The organism is Tardiphaga sp. P4_G1 (assembly GCF_056401215.1).
In genome coordinates this window covers 62,848-75,783 of record NZ_JBFUJU010000016.1, presented here as the reverse complement: position 1 = coordinate 75,783, position 12,936 = coordinate 62,848, and the positions used below count along the sequence as shown (strand labels likewise).

The window sequence follows — 12,936 nt, the reverse complement described above, 5'->3', positions numbered from 1 at the left end:
TCACGCGTTCGGCAGGTTGCGCGCGAGCGCTTCGAGCACGGCCATGCGGACCGCTACGCCCATCTCGACCTGTTCGCGGATCAGCGACTGCGCGCCGTCCGCGACGAGGGAGTCGATCTCGACACCGCGGTTCATCGGGCCGGGATGCATCACCAGCGCATCGGGCTTGGCGTAAGCGAGCTTCTTCTGGTCGAGGCCGAAATACTGGAAATATTCGGCGGACGAAGGCACGAAGGAGCCGTTCATGCGCTCGCGCTGCAGCCGCAGCATCATCACGATGTCGGCGCCGTTGAGGCCCTCGCGCATGTCGCGCGCGACCTCGACGCCCATGCGCTCGATGCCCGGTGGCAGCAGCGTGGAGGGCGCGACCACGCGGACGCGTGCGCCCATCGTGTTGAGCAAGAGAATGTTGGAGCGGGCGACCCGCGAATGCAGCACGTCGCCGCAGATCGCGATCACGAGACCTTCGAGGCGGCCCTTGTTGCGACGGATGGTCAATGCGTCGAGCAGAGCTTGTGTCGGATGTTCATGGGCGCCGTCGCCGGCATTGATGACGGAGCCGTCGACCTTGCGCGCCAGCAGTTCGACCGCGCCGGAGGCATGATGGCGCATCACGAGAATGTCGGGATGCATCGCGTTCAGCGTCATCGCGGTGTCGATCAGCGTCTCGCCCTTTTTGATCGAGGACGATGACACCGACATGTTCATGACGTCGGCGCCGAGCCGCTTGCCGGCCAGTTCGAACGACGACTGGGTGCGCGTCGAATTCTCAAAAAACAGATTGATCTGGGTGCGACCGCGCAGCGAGGAACGCTTCTTGTCGACCTGGCGGTTCAGCTCGACATATTCCTCGGACAGGTCGAGGAGGCCGGTGATATCCGCGGCGGAAAGGCCCTCGATGCCCAGCAAATGCCGGTGTCCGAGGACGAAAGAGGATTTCGTGGCTTGGGTCATTAAAACGAAAGCTATAGGCAGAGTTGAAAAGCGGAGCAAGCGCGATTCGTCCGCTTTTCGGTTATCCCCCGGTCAGTCCGGTGGCAGGGTAAAGATGATGGGTATAAATCGCCGTAAAGTCGCCCGTTTGGATCGCGAGCCTGCTGATGAGACGTTCTCCAAATCGACTGTTGAGGGTGGTCTCGGCGGGGCTCTGGCTGGCGTGGAGCGCCCAGCCTGCGCAGGCGCAAAACCTGCCTGACGATTTCGTGTTCCTTAGGGATATCGATCCCTCGATCCGGCAGGACATCCGCTATGCCGGCGTCAACAATTTCGTCGGCCGCAAGCTCAGCGGCTATGATAGCGCGGAATGCGTGGTGAAGCGCCTAGTCGGCCTCGCGCTGCAGAAGGTGCAGCGCGAGTTGATGGCGCAAAACCTGTCGCTGAAAATGCTGGATTGCTATCGGCCGGCGCGGGCGTCGCGCGACATGGTGGCGTGGGCGCGCGATGGCAACGAGACGCCGGCGCAGAAGCGCTATAATCCAGCCTTCAGTAAAGCCGATCTGTTCAGGCTCGGCTACATCGCCGAGCGCTCGGGCCACTCCACCGGCGCGGCGCTCGATCTGACGCTGGTCGATCTGCGCGCGCCGGCGTCGCCGACATTCGATCCGAACAAGGCCTATGCCAGCTGCATCGCGCCGGAAGCACAGCGCGCGCCCGAGGGCAGCGTTGACATGGGCACGGGTTACGATTGCTCCGATGCCAAGGCGCATACCGGATCGCGCGCGATCTCACCCGCGCAGCGGCGCTGGCGCGATCTCCTGGTGACTGCGATGGGCAGGCAGGGCTTTGTGAATTATTCCAAGGAATGGTGGCACTTCTCGCTGCCGGGCACAGGTGCGCGCGCCTACGATTTCCCGATTGCACGGCAGGCAAGATAGCCCCGTGAAATCCCGCCCGATCCGGCGTAAAATGATTCGCAATACCGCCTCCAGCCGGAACTGATTCATGACCGACGCTACCTCTGCCATTCATGCGGTGCTCAACCAGTCGCCTCCCTTCGAGGACGTCAATCTGTTCGAGCTGGACCGGCCGCTCGTGGAAGCCGTTGCGATGAATGAGGGCTCGTTCGCCTATGTCGACCACGCCGAATTCGGTCAGCTCTGGGGATCGGCCGAGATGGCGCAGCGCGCGCGGCTGGCCAACGAGAATACGCCGAAGCTGCGGACTTTCGATGCACGCGGTAACCGGCGCGACGAGATTGAGTTTCATCCAGCCTATCACGAGCTGATGGCACAGAGCGTTGCAGCGGGAATTCACAATTCGACATGGACGCGTGACGGCAAGTCCGCGCGAGGCGCGTCCGAAGTGGCGCGCGCCGCAAAATTCTACATGGCCGCGCAGGTCGAGACCGGACATCTATGCCCTATCACCATGACACGGGCTGCCGTCGGCGCGCTGGCGATGCAGCCGGATGTGTTGGCGCGGGTGATGCCGGTCATCGCCAGCCGCGATTACGATCCGAGCTTTGCGCCATGGTCGGCCAAGCGTGGCATGACGCTGGGCATGGGCATGACCGAGCGGCAGGGCGGCACGGATGTGCGCAGCAACATGACGCGCGCGGTGCGCGACGGCGATGCGTATCGCATCAGCGGCCACAAATGGTTCATGTCGGCACCGATGTGCGACGCGTTTCTGGTGCTGGCGCAAGCCGAAGATGGCCTCAGCTGTTTCTTCATGCCGCGATTCCGGCCCGATGGCTCGCTCAACGCGCTGAATTTCCAGCGTCTGAAGGACAAGCTCGGCAATCGCTCCAACGCCTCGTCGGAAGTCGAATTCAACGACGCCTATGCACTGCGCGTCGGCGACGAGGGCAAGGGCATCCGCACCATCATCCAGATGGTGCAGCTGACGCGGCAGGATTGCGCCACAGCATCGGCCGGATTGATGCGCTCGGGTCTGGCTCATGCGCTGCATCACGCCAGGCATCGCAGCGTGTTCCAGAAACATCTTGCCGACCAGCCGATGATGCAAAGCGTGCTCGCCGATATGGCGCTGCATGTGGAGGCATCGACGGCGCTGGTGATGCGGCTGTGTCGCTCCTTCGACCTGGCGGCGGAGGATACGTCCGAGGCGGCGTATATGCGTTTCCTCACGCCGGTGGTGAAGTACTGGGTCTGCAAATCGGCGCCGGGCTTCCTTTACGAGGCCATGGAATGCATGGGCGGCAACGGCTATGTCGAGGAGGGCATTCTGGCGCGGCACTATCGTGAGGCGCCGGTCAATGCGATCTGGGAAGGCTCCGGCAATGTGATGTGCCTCGATGTGCTACGGGCGCTGTCGCGCGAAGGCGACGCATCGACCGCGGTGCTGCAGGATCTGATGCTGGAGACGCGCGGACTGCCCGGCGCGGCCGACACTGCGGCCTTTATCATTCGCACCTTGCTGCGGCCCGATAGCGAGCGTGTAGCGCGGCAAGCAGTGGAATCGCTGGCATTGCTGGCGGCCTGCGCCGCACTGAACATGGTGCATCCGCCCCATGCCGAACTGTTTGCGCGGACACGCCTCGATGGTGCGCGCAGTACGATCTACGGCACCGCTGAATTGACCGAAGCTCAGGGTCGGGGACTGCTCGAGCGGGCGTTGCCGCAGTGAGTGCACTGGAGACGCCGATCGCTCCCGTCGCACCCTCGGATCTGCCACCCGCGACAAAGCCGCCGCGTGTCTGGAAATTCTGGGGCACCAGCCTCTGGGGGCTGTTCGCTTTTGCAGCGATGTTCGTCGGTCAGTTGACCGTCGTCGCCTATTACCTCCTGATCAAGGATGCGCCACTCGATGCGGCGCTGCTGATCAAGGCGATGAGCAGCGGTACGACCATCGCCGCGTCCGTTCTCATGGGGCTTCCGGCCGTGTGTCTGGCGCTGTGGCTGGCGACGCGCATGGCGCGGCAATCCTTTGCGGACTATCTGGGGCTACGCGGCACGTCCTGGAAAAACTATGTCATCGGCACGGTGGCGCTGATCGCGCTGGTCGGCGCCTGGGAGCTGGTCGCAAAAGGCATGGGGCGCGACTCCGCGCCGACTTTCATGCTGGAAGTGTTGAAGTCGGCCCGCGCCGACGGCGCGCTGTGGCTGCTCGTGATCGCGTTCTGCGTCGGCGCGCCGATGACCGAAGAGTTCTTCGCGCGAGGCTTCCTCTATCGCGGCTGGTCGGAATCGTTCTTGCGGCCGTTTGGCGCCATCGTGGCATCATCGCTGGTCTGGACGGCGATGCATCTGCAGTACGATTGGTTCTTTTTCGTCGAGATTTTCACCATCGGCCTGCTGTTCGGCTATATGCGCTATCGCAGCCACTCGACATGGCTGACGATCTTTCTGCATGGCCTCAACAATCTGGCGGCGACTGTTCAGACGCTGCTCATCGCGAACGGTGTGATATCGCCCTAGAGCATGATCCCGAAAAGTGGGAACCGGTTTTCGGGCAAGATCATGCTCAAAAAAAGAAAAACCTATTCCGCCAGCGCAATGAAGACGGGCATGGTCAGGACCGCCAGCGTGGTCTGAATGGTCAGGATCTGCGCCAGGAGGGGCGCGTCGCCGCCCATCTGCCGCGCCAGAATATAGCCGTTCGACGCCGACGGCACCGACGCGCAGCAGACGACCACCGCGAGATTGGCGCCGGACAGGCCGAAGGCGATGCCGAGGCCCATGGCGATCAGCGGCATCACGGCCAGTTTCAAGACGACCGTCAGTGCTGCAGCCATGCCGGGTCTGTGCAGGCCTTCGAGTTGAAGACCTGCGCCGACAATGAGCAGGCCCATCGCCAGAGAGCAGCGCCCGAGCGCATCGAGGAATTCGTGTGCGGGGCGCGGCACGGGCAATCCGGCCAGGTTGATCGCGAGGCCGATCACGCAGGCCCAGATCAGCGGGTTCTTGGCGATGGTCAGCAGCAGCGCTGGCCACGCCATCCGCTGCGGCGAGGCGTAATGCGCCAGCACCCAGACCGCCAGAATATTCAGCAGCGGGATCATCGCCACCATGGCGACGGAGGCCAGCGTGATGCCGAGATCGCCCCACAGATTGCCAGCGACCGATAGTGCCACGAAGGTCTGCCAACGCGTGGCGCCCTGAAATAGTGACGTAAATGCCGGCCCATCGAGGCCGATGGCCCGCGCCAGCAACGGACGCAGCGCCAGACATAGCGCAGACATCAGGATGACGGAGAGCAACAAGGCACCGCCGACACCTGCGATGGGCACCGACGCCAGATTGGCGCGCGCCAGTGTGTCGATGAGCAGGGCGGGGAACAGGACGTAATAGACGAGCTGTTCCAGCCCGACCCATTCGATGTTCTGTTTCAGCAGCAGGCGCCGCAGCGCGTAGCCGAGCACGATGAGCAGGAAGACCGGGACGAGAGCGGCAAATACCGTCAGCATGGGGTCAGCGAATATCCGGCGTGCGCAGCAAGGCGGCGAGGCGATCTAGCGCGCCCTGAAGAATGAAGATCGCGGCATGTTCGTCGATGACCTTGGCGCGTTTGGCGCGGCTGACATCATTGGCGATCAGTTCGCGCTCGACCGCAGATGTGGAGAGCCGCTCGTCCCAGAAGGCGATTGGCAATTCAGTCAGTTTCGAGAAGTTGCGGGCGAAGGCGCGGGTCGATTGCGCGCGCGGTCCCTCGCTGCCGTCCATATTGATGGGAAGACCAAGGACGAAGCCGCAGATATTTCGCTCAGCGGCAAGCTTGATGAGGCGTGCGGCATCGGCCTTGAAAGCAGTTCGTTCGACAGTCTCAATGCCGGTCGCGAGACGGCGATCGGGATCGGACACCGCGACACCAATGGTCTTGGTGCCGAGATCGAGACCGATCAGTGCGCCGCGGGCGGGCAGATATGCGGCGGCTTCGACGAGGGGGAGGATCACAGCAGGCATGGTCCCGCATAACACGCGGAGCCATCAGATCAAACGCTGCGCCGCAATTATCGGGGCGGACGGCGGCTGCGCCATTCCTCGGCGGTCATTTCCCAGATTTCCGAGGGCCAACGGCCGGAGACGTAGTCGCGATCCTCGGTGGCGATCACGCGCATGCCGGATGTTTCCGAAATCCGGCGCGAAGCAGTATTGGCGATGGCCTTGATGACACGCAACACGGGCCGCTGCAGGGTGTCGAACCAGTAATCGGTGACGGCGTCGCTGGCCTCGGTCATCAGGCCTTGTCCGTGCCAGGCGGGATCGAGCCAGAAGCCGCGGTTATCGTCACTGCTGTCCCTGACATTGATCATACCGATCAGCTGATCCGGTGCGGTCTTCAGGCGGATCGACCAGTGCCATTCGGTGCCAGCCTCCATGCTTGGCAGCACGACATCGCGCAGGAAAGTGAAGGCGCCATCAGCCGGGTAGGGCCATGGCACGCGGCTGGCCAGGAAACGCACCACCTCTATTCGCGGGAAAAGCCTTTGCACGGCATCGGAGTCACCCAGCACGAGTGGGCGCAGGATCAGTCTGGGCGTGATGAGTTCGGGAATGGCAGCGGTCATCGGTCGCGTTTCACATCGGTGGTGATTTGCGGCAAGGTAGCATCGTTCCCGCGTTTCTGCGTCTTACGTCACGAGCTCGATCTATGGACGCTCTCAGCCTGTTTGGACTGTTCGCCGTCAGCGCCATGCTGGTCTGCTACGCGCTGGAGGCACGCAGTCCGTGGTTCACGTTGGCCTTTGCCGGCGCCTGCGGGCTCGGATCGCTCTATGGCTTCCTGCAGGGCGCCTGGCCGTTCGGGCTGGTGGAGGCGATCTGGGCCGGCGTGGCGCTGCGCAGGTGGATGCTCATCCCCCGCGCAACCGCATAGCTCACGCGGGTGCGGCCGTGTTAGCCTGAGCAAGGCTCGGCAATGATGCGCGTGCCATTTCCTCACGTTCGTCTCAAGATCGTCACTGCTTTGCCGCTGGATTCAGAGGCATTGCCGCAAGAATCCGGAGATCCCCCATGTGGCCCGACCGCCGACTGATCGACCTTTTCGGCACCGAATTTCCCATCGTGCAGGCGCCGATGGCCGGTGTGCAGGATGCCGACATCATGATCGGCGCAGCGGAGGGCGGCGCGCTGGCCTCGTTGCCGTGCGCAATGATCTCGCCGGAGAAAGCCCGTGAGCAGATCAATATCGTGCGCCAGCGCGTCTCCGCGCCGGTCAACATGAATTACTTCTGCCATACGGCGGTGGACGCCGATCCGGCACGCGAGGCCAACTGGCGCAAGCGGCTGTCGTCCTATTACACCGAACTCGGGCTCGATCCGAATGCAGACATCAATGCGGCCAACCGCGCGCCGTTCGATGAGGCGATGTGCGCGCTGGTGGAAGAGCTGAAGCCCGAAGTGGTCAGCTTTCACTTCGGCCTGCCGGACCCGGCGCTCTTGAAGCGCATCAAGGCAGCCGGCTGTCGGGTCATTGCCTCTGCGACCATCGTCAAGGAAGCCGTCTGGCTCGAAGAGCGCGGCGTCGACGCGGTCATTGCGCAGGGGGCGGAGGCCGGCGGTCATCGCGGCATGTTCCTGACCGAGGATATCGCCACGCAGCCCGGCCTGTTCGCGCTGTTGCCGCAGGTGGTGGATGCGGTGAAGGTGCCGGTGATCGCGGCGGGCGGTATCGCCGATGGGCGTGGCATCGCGGCAGCCTTTGCGCTCGGCGCGGCCGGTGTGCAGATTGGCACCGCCTATCTGCGTACACCGGAATCCAAGGTGAGCGGACCGGGCCGTGCAGCCCTGGCCGGGGCGTCGGATGCTTCCACCGTCATCACCAATGTCATGACCGGCCGTCCGGCCCGCGGCGTCATCAACCGTGTGATGCGCGAGGTCGGGCCGGTATCGCCCGATGCGCCGGCGTTCCCGCATTCGGCGACCGCGCTGGGGCCTCTGAAAGCCGCCGCCGAGAAGCTCGGTCGGGCCGATTTTACCAATCTCTGGGCCGGACAGTCGGTCGGAATGGGCAGCGAACGGCCTGCGGCAGAGCTGACGCGGTCGCTGGCGGCGGCGGCATTGGCGCGGATGGCCGAATTGCGGGGCTAGGGCGTCAAACAGGCGGAGGCGTCCACCGGTTGCGGCGCGAAACCTCCGTCTGCTATACGGCGGGCAGATTTCGCCTGAGGCCCTATATAATGTCCGTCGATGCTGCCACCGTTCGCCGTATCGCGCATCTTGCGCGGATCGCGGTCACAGACGCTGAAGTTCCCCATCTGCAGGGCGAGCTGAACGCGATGCTGGCCTTTGTCGAGCAGTTGCAGGAAGTGAATGTCGACGGCGTCGAGCCGATGACCTCGGTGATGCCCATGGAGATGAAGAAGCGCGCCGACGTGGTCAATGACGGCGAGATCGTCGATGCGGTGACGGCGAATGCGCCGGAGTCGGAGGATCACTTCTTCCTGGTGCCGAAGGTCGTCGAGTAATCGAGCAAGAACCGTTTGGACGGAAACCGCCATGTGCCTGCTTTGCGACGATGAAAAGTCCTATCAGCTCTATATGGACTACCTCGACGAGATGGAGCGTCAGGGGAAGGTCAAGGACGTCGACGCGGCCATGGATGCCATCCTCGACAAGGTTCAGGCCGCACAGCAGACTGACGACAAGCTCCGCCGCAGCTCTTTCAAAAAAGATGCACCTGAAAACGACAAGACGCTCTCTCCCTTCTTTTGCAGCCCGGTCAATAAATAGATGACAGATCTGACGTCGCTGACACTCGCCGAGGCGCGTGACGGCCTTGGGACCAAATCCTTCACGTCAGTCGAACTGACCGATGCGCATCTCAAGGCGATGGAAGCCGCACGCGTGCTGAACGCCTATGTGCTGGAGACGCCGGATCAGGCGCGCGCCATGGCGCAGGCGGCCGACGCGAGACTCGCCAAGGGCGAGGGCGGCTGGCTTGGCGGCGTCCCGCTCGGGATCAAGGATCTGTTCGCGACCAAGGGCGTGCGCACAACCGCGTGTTCGAAAATCCTTGGCAATTTCGTGCCGCCTTACGAGTCGACCGTGACCGCACAGCTGTGGCGTGACGGTGCGGTTATGCTCGGCAAGCTCAACAATGATGAATTCGCCATGGGCTCGGCGAACGAGACTTCGTTCTTCGGTCCGGTGATCAATCCGTGGCGGCGCGACGGCTCCGACGTCAATCTGGTGCCTGGCGGCTCGTCCGGCGGTTCGGCTTCGGCCGTTGCCGCAGGACTCTGTCTTGGTGCCACCGCGACCGACACCGGCGGCTCGATCCGCCAGCCCGCGGCGTTCGCCGGCATCGTCGGTATGAAGCCGACCTATGGCCGCTGCTCGCGCTGGGGCACGGTCGCTTTCGCGTCCTCGCTCGACCAGGCCGGGCCGATCGCGCGCACCGTGCGCGATACCGCGATCCTGATGCGCTCGATGGCCGGCTACGATCCGAAGGACTCGACGTCCGTGGATCGCGACGTGCCGGACTACGAGGCGGCGATCGGCAAGTCCGTGAAGGGTATGAAGATCGGCATTCCCAAGGAATATCGCATCGACGGCATGCCGGCCGAGATCGAAAAGCTTTGGTCGGAAGGCGCTGCGCAGCTCAAGGCCGCCGGTGCCGAACTCGTCGACGTGTCGTTGCCGCACACTAAATACGCGCTGCCGGCCTATTACATCGTGGCGCCCGCCGAAGCCTCGTCGAACCTCGCGCGCTATGACGGTGTGCGCTACGGCCTGCGCGTGCCCGGCCGCAGCATCAGTGACATGTATGAGAATACCCGCGCTGAAGGCTTTGGCGCGGAAGTGCGCCGCCGCGTGATGATCGGGACCTATGTGCTCTCCGCCGGCTATTACGACGCCTATTATCTGCGCGCGCAGAAGGTGCGCACGCTGATCAAGCGCGACTTCGAGGAGTGCTTTGCCAAGGGCATCCATGCGATCCTGACGCCGGCGACGCCGTCGGCGGCCTTCGGCATCGGCGAGAAGGGTGGCGCCGATCCGATCGAGATGTATCTCAACGACATCTTCACGGTGACGGTGAACATGGCCGGCCTGCCGGGTATAGCGGTTCCCGCCGGCAAGGATGCGCAGGGATTGCCGCTCGGATTGCAGCTGATCGGCCGTCCGTTCGATGAGGAGACGCTGTTCTCGCTCGGCGAAACCATTGAGCAGGCATCGGGGCGTTTCACGCCGCCCAAGTGGTGGGCCTGACATCATCATCCGCGTGAAGTGTTGCGCGTTTGACATTGCGTTTTGCGGTGCACTTGGCCATGGTTTGCCCATGAGCATGGACCGTGCATGAGCACCGACGACGGGCTTCCGCCTTCCCAACAGGTCGATCAGATTCTGGGTTCCCCGAAGCTTGCGCAGGCGATCGAGAATGATCGCTACAAGCATCTGCTGGATCATGTTCCCGTTGCGCTCGCCATCTCGCGCGGATTGGGCAGCGATCAGCAGGTTGTCTATATCAACAAGGCCTTCGAGCAACTGATGACAATGGCGCCTGCCGATGTCGAAGGCCAGAGCTGGACCTGTCTCGACGGCTTTCTCAACGAAGACAACCAGAGCCAGACGCTGGGCGAAGCGATCCGCGATGGCGAGGACTTCATCGGTGTTTTCCGGCCGTCGGTGCCGGTCGATCGGCTGGTGATCGTTCAGGCCTATGCCTCGGTGATCGAGAGTGACGACGGCGTCGAGAATTTCCGGATCGCCGCGCTGGTCGATGTCGGTGGCCGCGAGCGTGCGCAGATCGAGCAATTCGAGAACCAGATACGCGATCGCGACATGCTGATGCGCGAGCTGCAGCATCGGGTGAAGAACAATCTGCAACTCATCACGGCGCTGGTGCGGCTCGAAGCCCGCTCGGCCGTGGAAGGCGAGGCTGTTGCGCTCGGCCGGCTGGCGAGCCGGATCGATGCGCTGACGGTGCTGTACCGGACGCTGTCCGACGAGAATGCGACGCCCGAGATCGATCTCGGACAGTATCTATCGGACATCGCCAATGCGGTGATGGCTGCCAGCGCGACGGCGGATATCACGCTCGATCTGCAGGTCGGCTATTGCCCGATGTCGATCAATATCGCGATGCCGGCGGGACTGCTGGTCAATGAGATGCTGACCAATGCGCTGAAATACGCCTTCATCGGCCGTGCCGGCGGTCAGATCAAGCTGATCTGCAAGCTGGAAGGCGGCCACGTCACGGTGGTTGTCGCCGATGACGGCATCGGCCTTGGCGAAGGCCAGGACTGGCCGTCGCCGCGCAAGCTCGGCGCGCTGATCCTGCAGACGCTCAAAGAGAATGCGCCGAACGTGAAGTTCAACGCCGAGAGCATTCGCGGGCAGGGCAGCTGGTTCACGCTGGTATTTGATGCCGCGCCAGGCACGCAGCTGAACTGAGGATTGGCGCTGCGCCATTTGGCGCGCACCTTGTTTCACCATTCATTAGCCACGTTGCTGGCGCGATTGGTGCCGGATCGTCAGTTTGCATCGAATTGCAACGCTTTACGGTAATATCTGATTGAGATTCCGGATTGGGGACCGTCCGGACACGGTCCGTGCCGTTTGGTGCGGCCGTCTTGTGGGATCGGTAGAGAAGTGATGAGTGCGTTGCGTTCGATCGGTGTCGTGGTCACGACCTGTGCGCTGCTGCTGGGCTGTACGTCGGTCTACAACCTTCCCGCCAACGTGCCGCTGGCCGGCGCCTCCCTCGATCCCAATCTCGACGCCGTTTTCAAGGATGCTGCCGAGCAGGACGACCTGCTGATCGGTTTTTCGTTCTCAGGCGGTGGCACGCGCGCTGCGGCGTTTTCGTTCGGTGTCCTGGAAGAACTGGGCAGCATCCGCATGCGCGGTGCATCCGACACCATGCTGGAGCGCATCGATTTTCTGTCCGGCGTTTCTGGCGGTTCGGTCACGGCGGCCTATTACGGATTGAAGAAGCGCGCGGCGCTGTCTGATTTCCGCGAGCGCTTCCTGCTGCAGAATGCCGAGGCCGGACTGACGACGCAGTTGTCGCTAGGTACTATCGGCCGTGCCTTGGGCGGCGGCATCAATGACTCCAAGGGCTTCACCAGTTGGCTCGACGCCAACCTGTTCCACAATGCGACTTTTGGCAGCCTGCGAAATAGCGGTTCGCCACGGGTCTGGATCAACGCCTCGGACATCTATAACCGCGTGCCGTTCGTGTTCGACAACACGGCCTTCGCCGCGATCTGCAGCGATCTCAGCAAGTATCCGCTGTCGGGCGCCGTGGCTGCGTCGGCCGCGGTGCCGCTCGCCTTTGCGCCGGCCGTGGTGCAGGCCTTCCCCGGCACATGCAACGAGCCGCTGCCGCCTTGGGTCGCGCGCGCAGCCGCGAACCGCAATGCGTCGCCGATGTTGAGTGCCTATTCCAAGGCAGTGATGCGTTACCGCGACGGCGCGGTGCCCTACATCAAGCTGATGGATGGCGGGCTGGTCGACAACTATGGCGTCTCTGCGCTGACCATCGTGCGCGAATCCTCCGAGACACCCTATGGCCCGATGACACCGCAGCAGGCGGTCCGGCTGCGCCGCGGGATATTTATGGTGGTGGATTCCAAAGTCGGTCTCTCCGGCAACTGGATCAATACGGTGGAAGGGCCTGAAGGCGTCGATCTGATCAAGGCTGCGGTGGACACCACTATGGATGCCAGCATCGGCTCCAGCTACACCGCATTCGACCGAACCATGAAGGACTGGCAATCGTCGCTGATCAAGTGGCGCTGCGGCTTGTCGGCGGCAGAGCGAGCCCGCTATGGCGCGCGGCCCGGCTGGCGCTGTACCGATCTGCAGCTCTTCGTCGGCCGGCTTGGGTTCGATCAGCTAGATCCGGCGCGTGCCGCAGTGCTCGAAGCAGTTCCGACGCGTTTCCAGCTGCCGCAGGGACAGGTCGATGACTTGATCCTGGCCGGCCGCGAGACGTTGCGTGCCAGCTCCGTGTTCAGGGCTTTCGCTTCGGGCATCTGATCGGATAGGGGGCAAATGCCCTGGAAGCGACGCTGGAAAGCCTCACTGG

The 12,936-nt window shown here is 63.2% G+C and carries 14 protein-coding genes; 10 read left to right on the top strand and 4 right to left on the bottom strand.

Going from position 1 to position 12,936, the window contains the following annotated elements:
* Positions 1-954, bottom strand: coding sequence for an aspartate carbamoyltransferase catalytic subunit (locus tag AC1DUY_RS29190; RefSeq protein ID WP_089263769.1), 954 nt, complete (start codon positions 952-954; stop codon positions 1-3).
* 146 nt (positions 955-1,100) lie between these two features.
* Here AC1DUY_RS29190 and AC1DUY_RS29185 point away from each other — a divergent pair, with 146 nt between their 5' ends.
* From AC1DUY_RS29185 to AC1DUY_RS29175, 3 genes are all read left to right on the top strand, one after another.
* Entirely contained in the window at positions 1,101-1,874 is a 774-nt protein-coding gene (locus AC1DUY_RS29185) for a M15 family metallopeptidase (RefSeq protein ID WP_478118852.1), read from the top strand.
* Between the two features lie 67 nt (positions 1,875-1,941).
* On the top strand, positions 1,942-3,588 hold the full coding sequence (locus tag AC1DUY_RS29180) for an acyl-CoA dehydrogenase family protein (protein WP_478118850.1): 1,647 nt from the start codon (positions 1,942-1,944) through the stop codon (positions 3,586-3,588).
* Positions 3,585-4,379, top strand: coding sequence for a lysostaphin resistance A-like protein (locus AC1DUY_RS29175; protein ID WP_478118848.1), 795 nt, complete (start codon positions 3,585-3,587; stop codon positions 4,377-4,379). Before AC1DUY_RS29180 ends, AC1DUY_RS29175 begins: the two co-directional genes overlap by 4 nt.
* 62 nt (positions 4,380-4,441) lie before the next feature.
* Here the strand turns inward: AC1DUY_RS29175 and AC1DUY_RS29170 are convergent, their stop codons facing one another.
* Genes AC1DUY_RS29170 through AC1DUY_RS29160 form a run of 3 tightly spaced genes read right to left on the bottom strand, consistent with a single transcriptional unit; the run spans position 4,442 to position 6,469 of the window.
* Positions 4,442-5,368, bottom strand: coding sequence for an AEC family transporter (locus AC1DUY_RS29170; RefSeq protein ID WP_093761352.1), 927 nt, complete (start codon positions 5,366-5,368; stop codon positions 4,442-4,444).
* Positions 5,369-5,372: 4 nt separating this feature from the next.
* On the bottom strand, positions 5,373-5,864 hold the full coding sequence (ruvX, locus tag AC1DUY_RS29165; RefSeq protein ID WP_184517728.1) for a Holliday junction resolvase RuvX: 492 nt from the start codon (positions 5,862-5,864) through the stop codon (positions 5,373-5,375).
* 47 nt (positions 5,865-5,911) lie between these two features.
* Positions 5,912-6,469 (bottom strand): GNAT family N-acetyltransferase, encoded by a 558-nt coding sequence (locus AC1DUY_RS29160; protein WP_478118845.1) that lies wholly within the window; start codon positions 6,467-6,469, stop codon positions 5,912-5,914.
* 83 nt (positions 6,470-6,552) lie between these two features.
* Here AC1DUY_RS29160 and AC1DUY_RS29155 point away from each other — a divergent pair, with 83 nt between their 5' ends.
* The 7 genes from AC1DUY_RS29155 (at position 6,553) to AC1DUY_RS29125 (ending at position 12,887) form a co-directional block, all read left to right on the top strand.
* Positions 6,553-6,777: a hypothetical protein gene (locus AC1DUY_RS29155; protein ID WP_478118843.1), complete on the top strand. Its 225-nt coding sequence runs from the start codon at positions 6,553-6,555 to the stop codon at positions 6,775-6,777.
* A gap of 137 nt (positions 6,778-6,914) precedes the next feature.
* A complete protein-coding gene (locus AC1DUY_RS29150; protein WP_478118841.1) occupies positions 6,915-7,991 on the top strand; it encodes an NAD(P)H-dependent flavin oxidoreductase in 1,077 nt (358 codons plus the stop codon).
* Positions 7,992-8,080: 89 nt separating this feature from the next.
* A complete protein-coding gene (gatC, locus tag AC1DUY_RS29145; protein ID WP_093761362.1) occupies positions 8,081-8,368 on the top strand; it encodes an Asp-tRNA(Asn)/Glu-tRNA(Gln) amidotransferase subunit GatC in 288 nt (95 codons plus the stop codon).
* A gap of 31 nt (positions 8,369-8,399) precedes the next feature.
* Complete coding sequence (locus AC1DUY_RS29140) at positions 8,400-8,633, top strand: hypothetical protein (RefSeq protein WP_478118838.1); 234 nt, start codon at positions 8,400-8,402, stop codon at positions 8,631-8,633.
* Positions 8,634-10,112, top strand: a complete 1,479-nt coding sequence (gene gatA / locus AC1DUY_RS29135; RefSeq protein WP_478118836.1) for an Asp-tRNA(Asn)/Glu-tRNA(Gln) amidotransferase subunit GatA — start codon at positions 8,634-8,636, stop codon at positions 10,110-10,112. It abuts the gene before it with no gap.
* A gap of 87 nt (positions 10,113-10,199) precedes the next feature.
* Positions 10,200-11,297, top strand: coding sequence for a sensor histidine kinase (locus AC1DUY_RS29130; protein WP_309945308.1), 1,098 nt, complete (start codon positions 10,200-10,202; stop codon positions 11,295-11,297).
* Positions 11,298-11,498: 201 nt separating this feature from the next.
* Positions 11,499-12,887 (top strand): patatin-like phospholipase family protein, encoded by a 1,389-nt coding sequence (locus tag AC1DUY_RS29125; protein ID WP_478118834.1) that lies wholly within the window; start codon positions 11,499-11,501, stop codon positions 12,885-12,887.
* Positions 12,888-12,936: the final 49 nt, after the last annotated feature.